The 18,368-nt window shown below is 74.2% G+C and carries 22 protein-coding genes, 1 pseudogene and 1 riboswitch; of the genes and pseudogenes, 11 read left to right on the top strand and 12 right to left on the bottom strand.

The genetic code is table 11. The features are described 5' to 3' along the window. Nucleotides 1-86 precede the first annotated feature (86 nt). Together D7I43_RS25455 and D7I43_RS25450 are read left to right on the top strand one after the other, a co-directional pair. Nucleotides 87-1,286, top strand: coding sequence for a sensor histidine kinase (locus tag D7I43_RS25455; protein ID WP_120331099.1), 1,200 nt, complete (start codon nucleotides 87-89; stop codon nucleotides 1,284-1,286). Then, the gene (locus D7I43_RS25450) at nucleotides 1,283-1,933 is read left to right on the top strand and encodes a response regulator (RefSeq protein ID WP_120331098.1); all 651 of its coding nucleotides are present in this window, start codon (nucleotides 1,283-1,285) and stop codon (nucleotides 1,931-1,933) included. The genes D7I43_RS25455 and D7I43_RS25450 overlap by 4 nt, the downstream gene beginning before the upstream one ends. A gap of 8 nt (nucleotides 1,934-1,941) precedes the next feature. On the opposite strand, the gene D7I43_RS25445 is transcribed toward D7I43_RS25450, so the two are convergent. The 3 genes from D7I43_RS25445 to D7I43_RS25435 all read right to left on the bottom strand — a co-directional run bounded on the left by D7I43_RS25445 (nucleotide 1,942) and on the right by D7I43_RS25435 (nucleotide 4,900). Beyond that, entirely contained in the window at nucleotides 1,942-2,742 is an 801-nt protein-coding gene (locus tag D7I43_RS25445) for an energy-coupling factor transporter transmembrane component T family protein (protein ID WP_120331097.1), read from the bottom strand. After that, complete coding sequence (locus D7I43_RS25440; RefSeq protein ID WP_120331096.1) at nucleotides 2,739-4,175, bottom strand: ABC transporter ATP-binding protein; 1,437 nt, start codon at nucleotides 4,173-4,175, stop codon at nucleotides 2,739-2,741. Before D7I43_RS25440 ends, D7I43_RS25445 begins: the two co-directional genes overlap by 4 nt. 140 nt (nucleotides 4,176-4,315) lie before the next feature. Then, a complete protein-coding gene (locus D7I43_RS25435) occupies nucleotides 4,316-4,900 on the bottom strand; it encodes an ECF transporter S component (RefSeq protein ID WP_120331095.1) in 585 nt (194 codons plus the stop codon). A 75-nt stretch (nucleotides 4,901-4,975) separates the two neighbouring features. Next, nucleotides 4,976-5,080, bottom strand: a riboswitch (TPP riboswitch). Between the two features lie 100 nt (nucleotides 5,081-5,180). On the opposite strand from D7I43_RS25435, the gene D7I43_RS25430 reads away from it, so the two are divergent. The 5 genes from D7I43_RS25430 (at nucleotide 5,181) to D7I43_RS25410 (ending at nucleotide 9,835) form a co-directional block, all read left to right on the top strand. Then, nucleotides 5,181-6,005, top strand: coding sequence for an alpha/beta fold hydrolase (locus tag D7I43_RS25430; protein ID WP_120331094.1), 825 nt, complete (start codon nucleotides 5,181-5,183; stop codon nucleotides 6,003-6,005). Further along, nucleotides 6,002-6,271 carry a hypothetical protein gene (locus tag D7I43_RS25425; RefSeq protein ID WP_120331093.1) on the top strand — a complete coding sequence of 90 codons (270 nt, stop codon included), beginning with the start codon at nucleotides 6,002-6,004 and terminating at the stop codon, nucleotides 6,269-6,271. The genes D7I43_RS25430 and D7I43_RS25425 overlap by 4 nt, the downstream gene beginning before the upstream one ends. Then, entirely contained in the window at nucleotides 6,268-7,017 is a 750-nt protein-coding gene (locus D7I43_RS25420) for a sugar isomerase domain-containing protein (protein WP_120331092.1), read from the top strand. Before D7I43_RS25425 ends, D7I43_RS25420 begins: the two co-directional genes overlap by 4 nt. 192 nt (nucleotides 7,018-7,209) lie before the next feature. After that, nucleotides 7,210-7,713 (top strand): DUF6328 family protein, encoded by a 504-nt coding sequence (locus tag D7I43_RS25415; protein WP_120331091.1) that lies wholly within the window; start codon nucleotides 7,210-7,212, stop codon nucleotides 7,711-7,713. Nucleotides 7,714-7,828: 115 nt separating this feature from the next. Next, the gene (locus D7I43_RS25410) at nucleotides 7,829-9,835 is read left to right on the top strand and encodes an acyl-CoA dehydrogenase family protein (protein WP_120331090.1); all 2,007 of its coding nucleotides are present in this window, start codon (nucleotides 7,829-7,831) and stop codon (nucleotides 9,833-9,835) included. A 32-nt stretch (nucleotides 9,836-9,867) separates the two neighbouring features. Here D7I43_RS25410 and D7I43_RS33120 read toward each other — a convergent pair whose 3' ends face one another. From D7I43_RS33120 to D7I43_RS25375, 8 genes are all read right to left on the bottom strand, one after another. Next, the gene (locus D7I43_RS33120; RefSeq protein WP_192902268.1) at nucleotides 9,868-10,035 is read right to left on the bottom strand and encodes a hypothetical protein; all 168 of its coding nucleotides are present in this window, start codon (nucleotides 10,033-10,035) and stop codon (nucleotides 9,868-9,870) included. Nucleotides 10,036-10,044: 9 nt separating this feature from the next. Beyond that, complete coding sequence (locus tag D7I43_RS25405) at nucleotides 10,045-10,650, bottom strand: hypothetical protein (RefSeq protein WP_120331169.1); 606 nt, start codon at nucleotides 10,648-10,650, stop codon at nucleotides 10,045-10,047. A 147-nt stretch (nucleotides 10,651-10,797) separates the two neighbouring features. After that, nucleotides 10,798-11,196, bottom strand: coding sequence for a Fur family transcriptional regulator (locus D7I43_RS25400; protein ID WP_120331089.1), 399 nt, complete (start codon nucleotides 11,194-11,196; stop codon nucleotides 10,798-10,800). Nucleotides 11,197-11,227: 31 nt separating this feature from the next. Further along, complete coding sequence (locus D7I43_RS25395) at nucleotides 11,228-11,524, bottom strand: ArsR/SmtB family transcription factor (protein WP_120331088.1); 297 nt, start codon at nucleotides 11,522-11,524, stop codon at nucleotides 11,228-11,230. Nucleotides 11,525-11,595: 71 nt separating this feature from the next. Continuing rightward, on the bottom strand, nucleotides 11,596-12,468 hold the full coding sequence (locus D7I43_RS25390) for a metal ABC transporter permease (protein ID WP_120331087.1): 873 nt from the start codon (nucleotides 12,466-12,468) through the stop codon (nucleotides 11,596-11,598). A 2-nt stretch (nucleotides 12,469-12,470) separates the two neighbouring features. After that, on the bottom strand, nucleotides 12,471-13,232 hold the full coding sequence (locus D7I43_RS25385; protein ID WP_120331086.1) for a metal ABC transporter ATP-binding protein: 762 nt from the start codon (nucleotides 13,230-13,232) through the stop codon (nucleotides 12,471-12,473). Continuing rightward, nucleotides 13,229-14,176 (bottom strand): metal ABC transporter substrate-binding protein, encoded by a 948-nt coding sequence (locus D7I43_RS25380; protein WP_120331085.1) that lies wholly within the window; start codon nucleotides 14,174-14,176, stop codon nucleotides 13,229-13,231. The genes D7I43_RS25385 and D7I43_RS25380 overlap by 4 nt, the downstream gene beginning before the upstream one ends. A gap of 54 nt (nucleotides 14,177-14,230) precedes the next feature. After that, nucleotides 14,231-14,488 (bottom strand): DUF6703 family protein, encoded by a 258-nt coding sequence (locus tag D7I43_RS25375; RefSeq protein ID WP_120331084.1) that lies wholly within the window; start codon nucleotides 14,486-14,488, stop codon nucleotides 14,231-14,233. 26 nt (nucleotides 14,489-14,514) lie between these two features. On the opposite strand from D7I43_RS25375, the gene D7I43_RS25370 reads away from it, so the two are divergent. From D7I43_RS25370 to dusB, 4 genes are all read left to right on the top strand, one after another. Continuing rightward, entirely contained in the window at nucleotides 14,515-14,856 is a 342-nt protein-coding gene (locus D7I43_RS25370) for an antibiotic biosynthesis monooxygenase family protein (protein ID WP_120331083.1), read from the top strand. Between the two features lie 24 nt (nucleotides 14,857-14,880). Beyond that, nucleotides 14,881-15,450 carry a hypothetical protein gene (locus D7I43_RS25365; RefSeq protein WP_338042006.1) on the top strand — a complete coding sequence of 190 codons (570 nt, stop codon included), beginning with the start codon at nucleotides 14,881-14,883 and terminating at the stop codon, nucleotides 15,448-15,450. Between the two features lie 109 nt (nucleotides 15,451-15,559). Then, nucleotides 15,560-16,939: a glycine--tRNA ligase gene (locus tag D7I43_RS25360; protein WP_120331081.1), complete on the top strand. Its 1,380-nt coding sequence runs from the start codon at nucleotides 15,560-15,562 to the stop codon at nucleotides 16,937-16,939. A 64-nt stretch (nucleotides 16,940-17,003) separates the two neighbouring features. Further along, nucleotides 17,004-18,176 (top strand): tRNA dihydrouridine synthase DusB, encoded by a 1,173-nt coding sequence (gene dusB, locus D7I43_RS25355; RefSeq protein ID WP_120331080.1) that lies wholly within the window; start codon nucleotides 17,004-17,006, stop codon nucleotides 18,174-18,176. A gap of 69 nt (nucleotides 18,177-18,245) precedes the next feature. On the opposite strand, the pseudogene D7I43_RS25350 reads toward dusB, so the two are convergent. Further along, nucleotides 18,246-18,368: pseudogene (locus D7I43_RS25350) on the bottom strand (C39 family peptidase); the annotation flags it as partial.

The raw sequence follows: 18,368 nt of genomic DNA, 5'->3' as shown, positions 1-18,368 counted from the left end.
AGTTGATCCGGGGGTGGAGCCTCGGCGGTGGTCGCTACACCCGTGGGTGGACGCGGAACGGGGCCCGCCGTCGCTACCCTTCCGGCATGTCAGCCACCCTCGCCGTCCGGGCCCGGTGGCGCGAGGTGGCCACCTCGCTCGCCGGTGCCGCGTTGCTCGCGTTCGGCCTGGCCGAGATCCACGTCCCGCTCGCCGGCTACGTCGAGGGGGAGGGGCCGGACCTCGCCGCGCTTCCCGCCGGCTGGCTCGCCGTCCTGACCGTGCTGCTGGTCGGCTACTGCCTCGCGGTGGCCGGCTGCACGACGTACCCCCGGGCGGCGGCCGTCCTCGCCGGCGCCTGCTTCGCGGCGCAGAGCTTCACGCCGGTCCTGCCGGAGTGGCCGGTCGTGCCGCTGCTGGCGCTGCTCGCCGCCTCCTTCGGCTGTGTGGCCCTGGGCGGCCGGGCCGCCTTCCCGGTCGCCGCGTCGAGCTACTTCGTCCCGCTGGGGATCGAGAACACCGTGGCCGGCGACTCCGACTGGGTGTTCATCCTGTTCGTCGGGCTCGCCGTGCTCGGTCCGGGGTACGCCGTGCGGATGCGGCGGGCGCAGGCGGCCCGGCTCGTGGCGCTCGCCGCCGAGCGGGAGGCCGCCGCCCGGGCGGACGAGCGGCTGCGGGTGGCGCGGGAGCTGCACGACATCGTCTCGCACGGGGTCTCGGTGATGGTGCTGCAGGCCGCCGCGGCGCAGGCGGTGCTCGACTCGGACGCGGCCCGGGCCCGCGGGTCCCTCGACGCGGTGCAGGACGTCGGCCGTGAGGTGGTGACCGAGCTGCGCCGACTGCTCGTCGTCCTCCGCGGCGCCGAGCCGGCCCCGGAGGCGCTGCCCTCGCTGCGGCGGCTCGAACCGTTGGCCACCGGGGTGCGCCTCGCCGGCGGGCAGGTCGACGTGGCCGTCACGGGTGACCTCGACGCGATCCCGGCCGCCGCGGACGTGAGCGGGTACCGGATCCTCCAGGAGGCGCTCACCAACGCCGCCCGCCACGCGCCGGGCGCGGCCGTCCGCGTCTCGATCGAGGTGGCGGCCGACGCGCTCCGGCTGCGCGTCACCGACGACGGGACCGGCGCGGCCCGCCGCAGCGCCGGCACCGGGCACGGCCTCACCGGCATCCGCGAGCGGGTCGAGCTGTTCGGCGGCACGGTGACCGCCGGCCCGCGCCCGCAGGGCGGCTTCGAGGTACGCGTCGAGCTGCCGTTCGACGCCGAGGCGTCGGTCGGCCCGCTCGCGCCAGCGGGGGTCACGCGGTGACCCGGGTGCTGATCGCCGACGACGAGGCGCTGGTGCGCGGCGGCCTCCGCATGATCCTCACGGCGCAGCCGGACCTCGAGGTGGTCGGCGACGCCGCCGACGGCGAGGAGGCCGTGCAGCTCGCGACCCGGTACGCGCCCGACGTCGTGCTGATGGACATCCACATGGCGCCGACCGACGGGATCGCGGCCACCGAGCGGATCCTGGCGGCGCGCGGCGAGACCCGCGTCATCATGCTCACGACGTTCGACCTCGACGAGTACGTCTACCGGGCGCTGCGGGCCGGCGCCTCCGGGTTCATGCTCAAGACCACCCCGCCCCGCGAGCTGGCCGAGGCGGTGCGGATCGCGGCCCGGGGCGACGCCCTGCTGTCCCCGTCGATCACCCGGCGCCTCATCGACCACTACACGGCCACGGCGTCGGTGGTGGCGCACCCGGGCCTCGCGGAGCTGACCGCGCGGGAGACCGAGGTGCTGCGGATGATGGCGCTCGGCCTGTCGAACCGGGAGATCGCCGAGCAGCTCTTCGTCGGCGAGGCGACCGTGAAGACGCACGTGAACCGCATCTTCGCCAAGCTCGGGGTGCGGGACCGGGTGCAGGCGGTGGTGCTGGCGTACCGCAGCGGGGTGGCCCAGCTGCGGCGGTGACCGGCGGGTCAGCCGATGAGCGGGCGGAACGTGCCCAGCAGGATGCTCGCGGTCAGGGCGGCGCCCCCCAGCGCCACCGCGCCGGCCACCAGCAGCGCGTCGGCGGCCGTGAAGCGCTGCCGCCGGGCGGTCGTACGCGGGACACCGGCGTCGAAGCCCCGGGCGTCCATGGCGACCGCGAGCCGGGTGCCCCGCCGGATCGCCCCGACGAGCAGGGCGAACGCGGTCGAGACGAAGAGCCGCAGCTTCGCCACCGGGTTGCGCCCCGCGTCGACGCCGCGTGCCCGCCGCGCCATGCTGATCGCCTGCCACTCCTGCCCGAGCAGCGGTACGAGGCGGAACGCCGCCAGCGCGCCGATGGCGAACCGGGCCGGCGCCCTCGCGTTCTGGATCAGGGCGTCGGCCAGGTCGGTGGCGTCGGTGGTGGCGAACACGATGACGCCGGGCAACGCCACCGCGATCATCCGCAGCACCAGGCCGAGCGCGGTGAGCAGGACGCCCGAGGTGACCGCGACCGGCCCGGCCTCGACCAGCACCCGGCCGGAGCGCTCGGCCGCGAAGAGCACCAGCGTCACCACGATGCCGACCGCGCTGACCAGCAACGGCCAGGCCCGCCGGGCCAGCACCCGGTAGCGGACGCCGAACAGCGGCAGCACCGCCAGCTCGACCGCGATGGCGATCGCCGGCGCGACCGGGTCGAGCGTGGCGATGAGGACGACCGAGAAGAGCAGCGCGGCGGCGAGCTTCGCCACCGGGTTGCGCCGGGCCAGCGGCGCCGAGGCGACGGCGACCGGCTGCGGGCCGATCACGGGGTCGCCCCGGACGACGGCCCGCGGCTCAGGGCGAGCTGCCGGTCGGCCAGCGCGGCGACGAACTCGGCGTCGTGCGTCACCGCGACGACCCCGTGCCCGGCGTCGCGCAGGTCGGCGAAGAGATCCACCAGCTCCAGCCACGTGCGCCGGTCCTGGCCGAACGTGGGCTCGTCGCAGATGAGCAGGCGGGGCGCGGTGGCCAGGGCGGTCGCCACGCTGAGCCGCCGGGCCTCGCCGCCGGAGAGGGTGTACGGGTTCGCACCGGCGAGCGCCGTGAGCCGCAGCCGGGCGAGCAGGTCGTCCACGGTGGACCGCACCTCCGCTTCCGGCCGGCCGGTACGCCGCGGCCCGAGCGCCAGCTCGTCGAAGACGGTGCCGGTGACGAACTGGTGCTCGGGGTCCTGGAAGACCGAGCCGATCCGGGTGGCCAGGGCCGGCGCGCGCCAGCGGTGCGGGGGAGTGCGGGCGTCCCGGCCGGCGAGCGCCGCGCTGGCGGCCACCGTACCCGTTCCGGGCTTCACCAGGCCGCCCAGCAGCAGCGCCAGCGTGGACTTGCCGGCGCCGTTCGGGCCGAGCACGGCGAGCGCCTCGCCGGCGCGTACCTGAAGGTCGGTGGGGGCCAGCCGGGGTGGCAGGCCGAGCCGGTCGGCGGTGAGCAGCACCTCCCCGGGGGTCGCGGTGCCGCGGCGCGCGGGCACGGTGCGGCCCGGCACCCAGACCCCCTCGGCCGCGAGCGCGTCGCCGTGGGCGCCGAAGACCTCGTCCGGGCTGCCGTCGGCGCGGACACCGCCGCCGGGCTCCAGCACCACCACCCGGTCGACCAGGGGCAGCGCCTCGGCGACCCGGTGCTCCACGAGGACGAGGGTGGTGTCGGCGTCGAGGGCACCGGCGACGGCCGTGCGGACCAGGGCGGCGCCGGGCGGGTCGAGGTTGGCGGTCGGCTCGTCGAGCAGCAGCAGCCCGGGCCGCAGCGCGAGCGCGCCGGCCAGCGCGAGGCGCTGCTGCTCACCGCCGGAGAGCGCCGCGGTGGGCCGGTCCCGGTCGTACGGGAAGCCGACGCGGCGCAAGGCCTCGTCGACCCGGGGCCAGATCTCGTCGGCGGGTACGCCCCGGTTCTCCAGCCCGAACGCGACGTCGTCGCCGCAGCGGGCCATGACGAGCTGGGTCTCCGGGTCCTGGAAGACGATGCCCACCCGTTCCCGGGCCTTGCGCGGGTCGAGCCCGTCGATCTCGACGGTGCCCTCCTGCTCGCCCGAGTCCTCGGGCAGCAGCCCGGCGAGCGCGGCCAGCAGGGTGCTCTTGCCGGCGCCGGAGGGGCCGAGCAGCAGCACGCGCTCGCCGGCCTCGACGCGCAGGTCCACGCCGCGGACGGCCCAGCGCTTACGCCCGGCGTGCCGCCACCCGAACCCCCGAAGCGTCACCGCCCCCACGAAACCCCCTCTCCCCGCCGCCCCACCGCCCCGCCGTCCCGTGGCGTGATCATGCTGCTCCGGCCACCGGCGTGTCGTGGCAACAACTTCATGATCGACCGGGAACGGGCGGGCGTGATCGGGGCGGCCTGCGCGGGCCGTCAGATCGCCGTGCGTTCCCGGCCGGCGGGGAAGCGGTCCAGGACGCCGGTGCCCACCAGCGCCCGGGTGAGGGCGAGGCCGCCGACACCGGCGACGACCAGCGAGCTGGCGGCCGTGATCAGGATGTACGGCAGCCGGAAGCTGCCCCACGCGGTGTCCGGGTACCAGACGAAGACGTCGTACAGGGCCGCCGCGATGCCGGCGAGCGTGCCGGAGAGCAGGGCGACGGGGGCCCGGAAGTTCCGGTAGCCGAACAGCGCGAAGGCCAGCTCGCCGGCGGCCGCCTCCAGCGGGCCCTGGATGACGAGCGTCCAACCCCAGCTGCTGCCCAGCGCCACGGAGACCAGCGCGGCGATCGTGAGCGTGTAGAAGGCCGCGCCCGGCTTGCGGACGATGAGCCCGCCCAGGACGGCCGGCACGAGCCAGACGCCGTACAGGACCGCCCGGCCGGGCAGCGGAATGGCGTCGGCCGGGCCGTTCCAGAGCAGGCCCCAGGCCCAGAAGATGACGCCGAAGGCGACCGCGATCACCGAGGCGACGACGATGTCGATCGTCCGCCAACGGTTGGTGTCGGTGTGGTTCATCTGATCGCTCCCAGTTCAACCGGAGGAACCAGGAGAAGACGCACGCCGCGCCCGGAACTCCCGGACGGCGGCGCGGCTGGAGGTCGACCGAACTCCCTGCGCTGGCATTACCCAGATCAGGTTCGAGGGTCTGCGGGCGTGCCCGCACTCTCAGCGCTGTGCGCTCCCCTGTCGGATGTGAAGTTGTCTCTGGGCAGACGCTAGCACCGACCCCGCCCACCGGCCCAGCAGGGCGGTCGGGACCACACCGGCCGGCCGGGTCGTGGGTAGGCTGCCGATCATGCGGGTCGACGCGCGGGGTCTGACGTTCGAGGTACGCACGGGCGGTCCCGAGGCCGGCGACCCGGTCCTGCTGCTGCACGGCTTTCCGCAGCACTCCGGCGAGTGGGACGCCGTGGTGCCCGCGCTGCACGCCGCCGGGCTGCGCACGTACGCGGTGGACCAGCGCGGATACTCGCCCGGCGCCCGGCCGGTCGCGGTCGAGGCGTACCGGATCCCGGAGCTGGTGGCCGACGCGGCCGGCGTGCTCGACGCCCTCGGCGTGACGGCCGCGCACCTGGTGGGGCACGACTGGGGCGCGATCGTGGCCTGGGGCCTGGCGGCCGCGCACCCCGAGCGGGTCCGCACCCTGACGGCGGTATCGGTCCCGCACCCCGCGGCGATGGCCCACGCGCTCGCCACCGACCCGCAGCAGAAGGCCCGTTCCGCCTACATGACGCTGTTCCGGAAGCCGGGCACGGCGGAGAAGGTGCTGCTCTCGCTGGGCGCGGCCGGGCTGCGGCGGATGCTGGCCGGGGTGGGTGACGCCGCGCGGGTGGCCCGGTACGCCGACCCGATGCGCGAACCGGGTGCGCTGACCGCCGCGCTCAACTGGTACCGGGCGATGTCCCGGGTGGACCTGGCGGCGGTCGAGCCGGTGGCCGTGCCGACCACCTTCGTGTGGAGCGACCGGGACGTCGCGATCGGGCGGACGGCCGCCGAGGCGTGCGCCGCCCACGTGACCGGTGACTACCGCTTCGTGGAGCTGGCCGGCGTCACCCACTGGATCCCCGACGAGGCGCCGGGGGCGCTGGCCGAGGCGATCCTCGCGCGGGCGGGCGCATGAGCGCGGCGTCCGCGCCGGCCCGGCCGTGCGCCCGCGCGTCGCTCGCCGCCCCGCTCCGCGCCCTCGGCGTACGCCCCGGCGGGGCGGCACCCACCGTGGACGACGTTCGGTGCGACGGCGGCCGGTTCGGCGTCCACGTAAAGGACGCCGGGACGGTCCGGTTCGGCCCGGCCGGCGACGGCACGGGCCGGTCGACGAGGCAGCGGGCGGCGGTCGACCTCGCGGTGGACCGGCCGACCGGGAAGCGACGGACGGAGGAACGATGACGCTGAGCGCCGAGGGCTACCTGGCCGTGGTGACCGAGACGATGAACCGGGTGGCCACGACCCAGCGGGAGGCGGTCGGCCGAGCGGCCGACCTGATCGCCGACGCGATCCGGGCCGACGGGGTGGTGCACGCGTTCGGCACCGGCCACTCCGAGGCTCTCGCCATGGAGATCGCCGGCCGGGCCGGCGGGCTGGTCCCGACCAACCGGATCGCCCTGCGCGACCTGGTGCTCCACGGCGGCGAGCCGGTCGACGTGCTCGGTCCGAAGCTCGAACGCGACCCCCAGGTCGCGCACCGCCTCTACGAGCTGGCCCCGGTCCGCCCGCAGGACGTCTTCGTGCTCGCCTCGAACTCCGGGGTCAACGGCGCCATGGTGGAGTTCGCGTCGGTCGTCAAGGACCGGGGCCACGCGCTGATCGCGATCACCTCGGCGCAGCACTCGGGGCAGATGGCCTCCCGCCACCCGTCGGGGCGCAAGCTTGCCGACTTCGCCGACGTGGTGCTCGACAACGGCGCCCCGTACGGCGACGCCACGCTGCCGCTGCCCGAGGGCGGCGCGGTCGGCGCCGTCTCGTCGATCACCGCGGCCCTGCTCGCGCAGCAGATCACCGTCGAGGTGGTGGCCCGCCTGCTGGCCGCGGGGGAGAAGCCCCCGGTCTACCTGTCGGCCAACATCGCCGGCGGCGACGAGCACAACGACGCCCTGGAGGCCCGCTACGCCGGCCGCATCCGCCGCGGCGCCTGACGTGCGAGGAGGGATCCCTCCGGTAGCGGAGGGATCCCCTCCCGACGCGGGGTGACGGATCGACGCGGCGGGCGTCCGGGCGGGTCGCGGGCCGGCCTTCGTGAGGCGGTTTCGCGTGACGGGCGATCGGGCATTGCCGTTGCTGCCGTCGGCCGGGCGCCGGCGGCAGTACCGTCACAGCGGAGGTAGCGCGTGTCGAAGGAGACCGAGAAGCAGCGCTGGCAGCGCAACTTCGCCGACCTGCTCCAGGAGCTGCGCGTGGCGCAGACCGGCGTGCAGATCCTCTTCGCGTTCCTCCTGACCCTGCCGTTCAGCAACGGGTTCACCCGCACGACCGCCTTCCAGAAGGACGTCTACGTCGTCTCGCTGCTGGCCGCGGCGGCCGCCACCGCGCTGATCATCTCGCCGGTGGCCTTCCACCGGGCGCTGTTCCGCCAGGGCCGCAAGCCGGAACTGGTCCGGTTCGCGCACCGGATGGCCACCGGCGGGCTCGCGTTCATGCTGATCTCGATGGTCAGTGCGGTGCTGCTCATCACCGACTTCGTCCTCGACCGGCCCATCGCCTTCGTGATCAGCGCGCTGACCGGCATCTGGTTCCTCACCTTCTGGGCGCTGCTGCCGTTCGCCCGCCGCAACTGGGGCGACGACGACATCGACGACGAGGACGACGACCCCCGCCCGTCCGCCATCGACTGAGCCGCCATCGCCGAAACTCGATCTTTACGTGGAGCTACCCCTGGGTAACACCCGGGGGTAGCGTGACGTTTGTCGAGCACGTTGACGCAGCGGACCGAGGTTCGAGGGGGCAGCCGTGACCACGACACAGAACAGCCGACCCGCGCCGGACGAGTCCGGCGGCGTACCCGAGCGACCCACCGGCGGCACGGCCGCCCCGCTGCCCGGCGAGGCCGGCCAGGTCTCCGAGAAGGAGGCCCGCCAGGTCGCCGAGGCGGCACGCGAGTCCACCTGGGACCGTCCCAGCTTCGGCAAGGAACTCTTCCTCGGCCGGTTCCGGCTCGACCTCATCAACCCGTGGCCGCGCTCCGACGCCGAGGCGGACGCCCGCGCCGAGGAGTTCCTCGGCCGGCTCCGCGAGTTCCTCACCACGGAGGTGGACGGCGCGGCCATCGAGCGGGACGCCCGCATCCCCGACGAGGTCTTCCAGGGGCTGGCCCGCCTCGGCGCGTTCGGCATGAAGATCGATCCCGCGTACGGCGGTCTCGGGCTGAGCAACCTCCAGTACTGCCGGGCGCTCATGCTGGCCGGCTCGGTCAGCCCGGCCATCGGCGCGCTGCTCTCCGCGCACCAGTCGATCGGCGTGCCGCAGCCGCTGAAGCTGTTCGGCTCCCCGGAGCAGAAGCAGCGCTTCCTGCCGCGGCTCGCCGCCGGCGAGGTCTCCGCGTTCCTGCTCACCGAGCCGGACGTGGGCTCCGACCCGGCCCGGCTCGCCACCACCGCGGAGCCCACCGAGGACGGCACGGGCTACCGGCTCAACGGTGTGAAGCTCTGGGCCACCAACGGTACGGTCGCCACGCTGCTCGTGGTGATGGCCCGGGTGCCGGCGGCCGACGGGCGGCGCGGCGGGATCACGGCGTTCGTCGTGGACGGTGACGCCGAGGGCATCACCGTGGAGCGCCGCAACGAGTTCCTCGGCCTGCGGGGCCTGGAGAACAGCCTCACCCGGTTCCACGACGTCTTCGTGCCGAAGGAGAACGTGATCGGAGGCGAGGGCAAGGGCCTGAAGATCGCCCTGACCACCCTCAACACCGGGCGGCTGTCCCTGCCGGCCATGTGCGTGGGCGCGGGCAAGTGGTCGCTGAACGTCGCCCGCGAGTGGTCCGCCGAGCGGGTGCAGTGGGGCCGGCCGGTCGGCGAGCACGAGGCGGTCGCCCAGAAGCTCGCCTTCATGGCCGCCACCACGTACGGCATGGAGACCATGCTGGACCTGTGCTGCCGGCTGGCCGACGACGACCGCAACGACATCCGGATCGAGGCGGCGCTCGTCAAGCTGTACGCCAGCGAGATGGCCTGGCGGATCGCCGACGACCTCATTCAGATCCGCGGCGGTCGCGGCTACGAGACGGCCGAGTCGCTGGCCGCGCGGGGCGAACGTCCCGCCGCCGTCGAGCAGATCCTTCGGGACCTGCGGATCAACCGGATCTTCGAGGGCTCCACCGAGATCATGCACCTGCTGATCGCCCGCGAGGCGGTCGACGCGCACCTCTCGGTGGCCGGCGACATCATCGACCCCGACGCGGGCCTCGGCCGCAAGGCGCGGGCCGGCGCGCGGGCCGGCGTCTTCTACGCGAAGTGGCTGCCCACGCTCGCCGTGGGCCGGGGCCAGAGCCCCCGGGCGTACGCCGAGTTCGGCCCGCTCGCCGGCCACCTGCGGCAGGTGGAGCGGGCCTCGCGCAAGCTCGCCCGGTCGACCTTCTACGCCATGTCCCGCTGGCAGGGCCGGATGGAGCGCAAGCAGGCGTTCCTCGGCCGGGTGGTGGACATCGGGGCGGAACTGTTCGCGATGGCCGCCGTCTGCGTCCGCGCCCACGCCGAGCGGGACGACCACCCGGAGAACGTCGAGCTGGCCGACCTGTTCTGCCGGCAGGCGCGGGTACGCGTCGACGCCCTCTTCACGTCCCTCTGGGACAACACCGACTCCGTCGACGTTGCGGCCGCGAAGCGCATCCTCGCCGGCCGCTACGCCGACCTGGAGTCCGGCGTCATCACCCCGCCGGCCGACCTGCCCTGGGTGACGGGGTGGTCGGCGGGCCCGTCGACGGCGACCGACGTCCGCCGCCGGATCCCGCCGTCCCGCTGACGGCCGGTGGCCGCGGCGACGGTCGTCGTGGCTCAGCGGGCGATCGCCCAGGCCAGGATCGCGGCGAGGATCAGCCCGTTGAGCGCCGCGAGACCCAGGTAGGCCGCGGGCGGGATGCGGCGGCCCTTGCGGACGTAGGCGACCAGCACGGCGGCGTAGCCGAGCAGCAGGACGGCGATGACGACCAGGAAGACAAACACCCGACGACCTTAGCGGCCGTCCCGCAGCCCCAGTCGTCGCAGCTCCAGTGCGGCGAGCGCGTCGACGGTGGCGTCGTCGCCCCGCCGCCAGGACTCCGCCACGTCGGGCGCGATCCGGGCCAGCCTGTCCAGCGGCTGGCTGGTGAGCGCGCGCAGGGCGAGCAGGTCGCGTCCGGCCGGCGCGGAGGCCAGCCGGGCGGCGGAGCCGGCGCGGCGCATCCAGCGCACCCGCAGCGGCAGCCAGCCGACGAGCACCAGACCGAGCGGGAAGACCAGCACCGCCACCGCGAGCGCGAGGGCCAGCTGGTCGATGAGTTCCTGCTGGTCGCGGCCGGCCTCGGCGAGCGCCCGGGCCGCGCCGGCGGCGCGGGTGAACGGCGCCGTCAGCTCGTCGCCGACAAGCGGCACCCGGCCGACCTTGCCGCCGGCGTCGGCCAGGTTGTCGGCGAGCCCGCCGCCGGCCCCCTCCAGCTTCTGCCCGGGCACGGCGAGCTTCTGGACCAGGTCGTGCAGCCACAGCGCGCCGCGGACGGCCGCGTACACCCAGGCGACGACGAGCAGGTCGGTGAGGAACTGGCGGGCGGCGGTCGGGAAACGATCGGCGTAGATCTTCACGCCGGACAGCGTGCCACGGCCGGCGCCCGCCGGCATCCGGTCGCGGGGCGCGCTCGGGCCGGCGGCCTCCGGCGGCGGGGCGCGATCCGGCGGCGGCGCCCTCCGGCATCCGGCGGCGGTGTCGGCGGGCGGGCCGCGCCCGCGACCTCAGCCCGCGCAGGCGGGACAGGTGCCGAAGATCTCCAGGGTGTGGCTCACGTCGGCGTACCCGTGCTGGGCCGCCACCCGGTCGGCCCAGTCCTCCACGGCCGGCCCGGCGACCTCGACGGTCCGCCCGCAGCACCGGCACACGAGGTGGTGGTGGTGCCCCTCGCTGCACCGGCGGTAGAGGTGCTCGCCACCCGGCGGGCGCATCACGTCGATCTCACCGGCGTCGGCGAGCCCCTGCAACGTCCGGTAGACCGTCGTGAGGCCGACCCGCTCGCCCCGGGCGCGGAGCATCGCGTGCAGGTCCTGCGCGCTGTGGAACCCCTCGACCTCGCCGAGCAGGGCGCTCACGGCGCTGCGCTGGCGGGTGTTGCGTACGGTGGCGCCGCTCTCGCTCATCGCGTACCACCTCCGACCGGTCGCTGCTCCATCATCTCTCTCCGGCGTGGCTGACCGCGTCCGCCACGATGTGCGCCACGTGCTCGTCGACCAGCGAGTAGGCGATCTCCCGGCCCCGGCGGGCGCCGCGTACGACGCCCGCGCCCCGCAGCACCCGCAGGTGCTGGGAGACCAGCGGCTGCGCCACACCGAGCTTCTCCACCAGCTCGTGCACGCACCGCTCGCCTGCGGCGAGCTCGCTGACGATGGCGAGCCGGATGGGCGCCGACAGGGCGCGCAGCAGCTCGCTGGCCCCCTCGAAGCCGTCGTGACCCGATCCGACGTTCACCCCGTAACGGTAACCAATCCCGTCGGCGTCGCGTCGATCACCGTGACCCGGGCACGACCCCGTGCGGTCGATCACGACGACTCGAGCACCACCTCGTGCGGTTCGGGAGCCGGCGCCGCGGCCGGCACGCGGTGCCGGCGTACCGCCCGCCAGGCGGCCCCGCCCAGCGCCACCACGAGGAACGAGGCGATCGCCATGAGCACCACCGACGCGCCGGGGGCGGTGTTCGCGGTGGCGGCCACCCAGACCCCGGAGCCCGCGGCGAACAGGCCGAGCGCCATCGCGGCCGTCATGGTGGCGCGGAAACCGCGAGCGACCTGCTGGGCGGCGGCCACCGGCACCACCATCAGCGCGCTGATCAGCAGCACGCCGACGGCCCGCATGGCGATGGTCACGGTCACCGCCGTGGTGATCGCGATCAGCATGTTGAGCGCGCGTACGGGCAGGCCGGAGACCCGGGCGTACTCCTCGTCGTGGGAGACCGCGAAGAGCGCCGGCCGCAGCGCGACCATGAGGACGAGGATCACCGCGCCCAGCACCACGATGGTCACGAGGTCGGGCGGCGAGATGGTGACGAGCGACCCGAACAGGTACGCGAGCAGGTTGCTCGGGGTGCTGTCGGAGAGCCCGACCAGCATCACGCCACCGGCGATGCCCCCGTAGAAGAGCAGCGCCAGCGCCAGGTCCCCGGAGGTGCGCCCGCGTGAGCGGACCAGTTCGACGGCCACGGCGCCGAGGCTCGCCACGATCACCGCGACGAGCACCGGGGAGCGGTTCAGCAGCAGACCGGCGCCGACGCCGGTCAGCGCGACGTGGCCGATGCCGTCGCCGATCAGCGCGAGCCGGCGCTGCACCAGGTAGATCCCGAGCGCCGGCGCCGCCAGGCCGATGACCAGCGCCGCGATGAGGGCGCGCTGCATGTAGGGGTATTGGAAGAGTTCCATGGTCAGTTGCTCCAGAGCCCGACGGGCTCGTCGGGACAGTGCGGGTGCACGTGGTCGTGGTCGGGCTCGGCGTGGTGGCCGGCGGGTTCCGGCACCGGGCCGTCGTGGCAGATCTCGCCGGCGTGGACGACGACCGCCCGGTCGATCAACGGGCGCAGCGGGCCCAGCTCGTGGGCGACCAGCAGCACGGTCCCGCCGCCGTCGACGAACTCGCGCAGCGCCCCGGCGAACGCCTCCTGGCTGGTGGCGTCCACCCCGGCCGTCGGCTCGTCGAGCACCAGCAGCTCGGGATGGCCGGCCAGCGCGCGGGCGATCAGGGCGCGCTGCTGCTGGCCGCCGGAGAGGGTGGCGACGGCGTCGTCCGCCCGGTCGGCGAGCCCGACCGCCCGCAGCGCGCCGTCGACGGCGGCCCGGTCGGCGGCGCCGGGCGGGCGGAGGATGCCCCGCCGGGCGAGCCGGCCGGAGGCCACGACCTCCCGGACGGTGGCCGGTACGCCGCCGCCGGCGCCGAGGCGTTGCGGGACGTACCCGATCCGCTCCCACTGCCGGAAGCGGCGCAGCGGGCGGCCGAAGAGGGTGACCGACCCGGCGCTCAGCGGCACGAGCCCGAGCACGGCGCGGATCAGCGTGGACTTGCCGGAGCCGTTGGCGCCGAGGACGGCGACCACCTCGCCGGCGGTGACGGTCAGCGAGACGTCCCGCAGCACGGTGCGGGCGTCGTAGCCGACGGCCGCGTGCTGGACGGCGATGACGGGCGCGTTCACGAGCAGCCCAGCCCCGTACGCAGTGCCTGCAGGTTCGTACGCATCACTGAAAGGTAGTCCGCGGAACCGCCGTCGGCCGTGAGGCCCTCGATCGGGTCGAGGACGGCGGTCGTCGCGCCGACCTCGTCGGCGATGGTCTGGGCGATCTTCGGGCTCACGAGCGTCTCGAAGAAGATCGTCGTGGCCTTGTGCTCCCGCGCCTCCTCGGCCACCTCGGCGAGCCGCTGCGGGGAGGGCTCGGTCTCCGGGGTGAGGCCGGTGATGCCGACCTGCTCCAGGTCGTAGCGGTCGGCCAGGTAGCCGAAGGCCGTGTGGCTCGTCACGATCTCCCGGCGCTGGCAGGTCGCGAGGCCGGTCCGGTACTCGCCGTCCAGCTTCTCCAGCTCGGCGCGGAGGTCGCCGGCGCGGGCCGTGAAGTCGGCGGCCCGGTCCGGGTCGGCTCTGCCCAGCCGCTCGGCGAGCTGGTCGGCCACGGTGGCGAGCCGGGTCGGGTCGAGCCAGAAGTGCGGGTCCTTGCCGCCGGACGCCGCCTCCTCCTCGGCCTCCTCGCCCTCGTGCCGGTGGCCGCCCGCGGCGGCGTCCAGCAGCGGCGCGACGGTGGCGACGTCGAAGGCCCGGTCGGCCGCGTTCTGCGCGACGGCCTCGTCGAGCGCCGGCTGGAAGCCCTTCAGGTAGACGACCAGCTCGGCCTCGCTGACCTCGCCGACCTGGCCCGGGTTGAGCTCCAGGTCGTGCGGCTCGGCGCCCGGCTTCACGAGGTTGGTCACCCGGACGGCGTCCCCGCCGATCCGCTCGGCGACGAACTGGAGGGGGTAGAAGGCGGCCACCACGTCCACCCGCTGAGGGTCGCCGGCCGGGCCGCCGGACGAACAGGCGGCGGCGCCGCCGAGAGCGAGCAGGGCGGTGGTGGCGGCGAGGGTACGGACGGTGACGCGCTTCTTCATGCCGTCAACTGTCCGTGGTAACGACAATGATTGTCAAAAACGCATGAGTGCATGTCACAGCAGCTTGGCGAAGGCCACCGCCACCAGCAGAGTCAGCATCAGGAGCCGGATGAGGCGGGTCTGCGGCGCCTGCACCGACCAGGTCGTGGCCATCAGCGCCACCAGCCCGGCCGCGAGGGCCAGCAGGAGCACCCCGCCGACCACGCCGGGGGCGAAGAAGGCGACCAGCACCAGCGCCAGGGTGACCAGGAACACCGCCGTCGGGTTCGCCCGGGCCAGTCGGGCCAGCAGGGGGCTCTGCGTACGCTGCATCCCACAGACTCTACGAGGAGGTGCCCGTGCTGGTGACCAACCGGTTCGTGGTCGACGTCGATGTCGCCGACGAGTTCACCGAGCGGGCGCACGCCGCCCTCACCGCGCTGGCCGCCCGCCCCGGCTACCTGCGCGGCCGGCTCGTCCGCGCGCTGGACGACCCACGGCACTGGTGCCTCGTCACCGAGTGGGAGTCCGTCGGGGCGTACCGGCGGGCGCTCGGCGGCTTCGAGGTCAAGGTCACCGCCGTCCCGCTGCTCGCCGAGTCGGTCGACGAGCCGTCCGCGTACGAGACGCTGGCCACCGCACCGCCCGGCGGCGCCGTCGTGGTGAGCGCCAGTGATCGCGCCGCGGATCCTCACCGCTGAGCCGTCGGGCACTAGATTGCTCGTATGACCGCTCCCGGACCGGCAGCCCCACCGCCGCATCCCGTGCCGCCCGGGCCGCCCGGCGAACAACCCCCCGCCGTGCCCGGTCCGCCGTCGGGGCCACCCGCCCCGCCGCCCGGTCCCGGGGTGTCGCCGCCGTTCGCCGCCCCGCCCACGGAGGGTCGCCGCGCCCGGCTCTGGCTGGGCCTCGGCGTCGGCGCGCTCGCCGTGCTCCTGTGCTGCGGCGGGGGCGGGGCTGCCGTGGTGGGCCTCGCCGTGAGCGGGGTGCAGGCCGTCCGCGAGCAGGGCCGCACGGTTTCCACCGACTACTACCAGGCGCTCGTCGACCGGGACTACGCCGAGGCGTACGACCAGCTCTGCGACGACGCGCAGCGCCGCGAGTCGCGGTCGGAGTTCGAGCAGCGGGTGGCCGCGGAGCCGCAGGTCACCGCGTACCGGGTCGGCGAGGTCGACACCACGAACCTCACCGTGCCGGTGGACGTGACCCTCGAGGGCGGCCGCCGGGAGCGGCAGCAGGTGGTCCTCGGCCAGGACCAGCAGACCGGTGGCCTGGAGGTCTGCGGGATCAACTGAGGCGTCCCCGGTATTGTGCTGGGCTCGGGACCCTGCCGTCGTTACCGTTGTCCCGAATCGTCGCGTCCCTATCAGTCCCCGCCGACCGCCAGCCGGCGTAGGAGGAAACATGCCAGTCGACCGTATCGACGCCGTCGTCAGCCTCGCCAAGCGCCGGGGCTTCGTCTTCCCCTCCAGCGAGATCTACGGAGGCACCCGGTCGGCGTGGGACTACGGTCCGCTCGGCGTGGAGCTGAAGGAGAACGTCCGCCGGCAGTGGTGGAAGACCATGGTCCAGCAGCGCGACGACGTGGTCGGCCTGGACTCGGCCGTGATCCTGGCCCGCAAGGTCTGGGAGGCCTCCGGGCACCTCGCCGAGTTCGTCGACCCGCTCACCGAGTGCCAGTCCTGCCACAAGCGGTTCCGCGCCGACCACCTGGAGGAGGCGTACGAGGCCCGGCACGGCCGCCCGCTCACCTCGCTCGCCGAGCTGAACTGCCCCAACTGCGGCAACAAGGGCACCTTCACCGAGCCGAAGATGTTCAACGGCCTCATGAAGACCTACCTCGGCCCGGTCGAGAGCGACGAGGGGCTGCACTACCTGCGCCCCGAGACGGCCCAGGGCATCTTCGTCAACTACAAGAACGTCGAGACCGTCGCCCGCAAGAAGCCGCCGTTCGGCATCGCGCAGACGGGCAAGTCGTTCCGCAACGAGATCACCCCCGGCAACTTCATCTTCCGCACCCGCGAGTTCGAGCAGATGGAGATGGAGTTCTTCGTCGAGCCGGGCACCGACGAGCAGTGGCACGAGTACTGGCTCACCGAGCGCTGGAACTGGTACATCGACCTCGGCCTGTCGGAGTCGAACCTGCGCTTCTACGAGCACCCGAAGGAGAAGCTGTCGCACTACTCGAAGCGGACCGTCGACATCGAGTACCGCTTCCAGTTCGGCGGCAGCGAGTTCGCGGAGCTGGAGGGCATCGCCAACCGCACCGACTTCGACCTCTCCACGCACAGCAAGCACTCCGGGGTCGACCTGTCGTACTTCGACCAGACCAAGGGTGAGCGCTGGATCCCGTACGTCATCGAGCCGGCCGCCGGCCTCACCCGGGCGGTGCTCGCCTTCCTGCTGGAGGCGTACGACGAGGACGAGGCGCCGAACACCAAGGGCGGGGTCGACAAGCGAACGGTCATGCGCTTCGACCCGCGGCTCGCGCCGGTGAAGGTCGCGGTGCTGCCGCTGTCGCGCAACGAGGCGCTCTCGCCGAAGGCCAAGCAGCTCGCCGCCGACCTGCGCAAGCGCTGGGTGGTGGAGTTCGACGACTCGCAGGCCATCGGCCGCCGCTACCGCCGGCAGGACGAGATCGGCACCCCGTTCTGCGTGACCGTCGACTTCGACACGCTCGACGACAACGCGGTGACCGTGCGGAACCGGGACACCATGGCCCAGGAGCGGATCTCCCTCGACCAGGTCGAGCGCTACCTGATCGAGCGCCTTCCCGGCTGCTGACCAGCGGCGTACGGGGCTTCGGCGGCGCGCAGGAGCGCCGGTCGGAGCCCCGTACACTTGTCCGGTGACCGCTGCGACCCTGCCCCGACTGCGCCCGCTCACGCTCGGGCGGCATCAGGTGTGGCCGCCGGTGGTGCTGGCGCCGATGGCGGGCATCACCAACGTCGGTTTCCGGCAGCTCTGCCGGGAGCAGGGCGGTGGCATCTACGTCTGCGAGATGATCACCACCGTCGCGCTGGTCGAGCGGAACCCGAAGACCCTCCGCATGATCGCGTTCGGCGAGGACGAGAGCCCGCGCAGCCTCCAGCTCTACGGCACCGACCCGGAGACCACGGCGGCCGCCGTCCGCATCGTGGTCGAGCGCGACCTCGCCGACCACATCGACCTGAACTTCGGCTGCCCGGTGCCCAAGGTCACCCGCAAGGGCGGCGGCGCGGCCCTGCCGTGGCGGCGCCGGCTCTTCGCCCGGCTGGTCAAGGCCGCGGTGGACGCCGCGTCGCCCGCCGGGGTGCCGGTCACGGTGAAGATGCGCAAGGGCATCGACGACGACCATCTGACGTACGTCGAGGCGGGGCTCGCCGCGCAGGACGCGGGTGTGGCCGCCGTCGCCCTGCACGGTCGTACGGCCGCCCAGCGCTACTCGGGCACCGCCGACTGGGACGCCATCGCCACCCTCAAGCAGGCGCTCGACGTGCCCGTGCTCGGCAACGGCGACATCTGGGAGGCGGACGACGCCCTGCGGATGGTGGCGCACACCGGCGTGGACGGGGTGGTGGTCGGCCGCGGCTGCCTGGGTCGGCCGTGGCTCTTCGCCGATCTGGAGGCCGCGTTCAACGGCCGGCCCGAGCGGCGGCTGCCCACCCTCGGCGAGGTCGCGGTGACGATGCGGCGGCACGCCGAGCTGCTGGTCGAGCAGTTCACGGCCGGGTCGCGTACGCCGGGCCGGGGCGAGCGGGACGGCTGCACCGACTTCCGCAAGCACGTCGCCTGGTACCTCAAGGGGTTCCCGGTCGGGGGCGAGCTGCGCCGCGAACTCGCGATGATCGAGAGCCTGGCCCAGCTCGACGACCTGCTCGGCAAGCTCGACCCGAGCGTGCCGTTCCCGGTGGAGACCCTGGGTCAGCCGCGCGGCCGCACGAACTCGCCGGGCAAGGTGTTCCTGCCCGACGGATGGCTGGCCGACCGGGACGACGACACCGTCCCCGAGGGCGCCGAGCTCGCCGACTCCGGCGGCTGACTTCGGAGACGACGAAGGGCCGACCCCTGGTGGGGGTCGGCCCTTCGTGGTTGCTCCTGGCCTCGTGGGTCAGGAGGCGCTGTAGCCGCGGGTGGCGATCCAGTCGGCCAGGTTGTCCACGCTCATCCAGTAGGAGGCGGTGGCCGGGTCGGCCGAGTCGGCGATCTTCACCTCGTGGCCGCCGTCGCGGTA

It is taken from the genome of Micromonospora globbae (genome assembly GCF_003610785.1).
Classification (GTDB): Bacteria; Actinomycetota; Actinomycetes; order Mycobacteriales; family Micromonosporaceae; genus Micromonospora; species Micromonospora globbae.
Note: the sequence above shows the minus strand (reverse complement) of the source record. Positions and strands in the feature narration are given on the sequence as shown.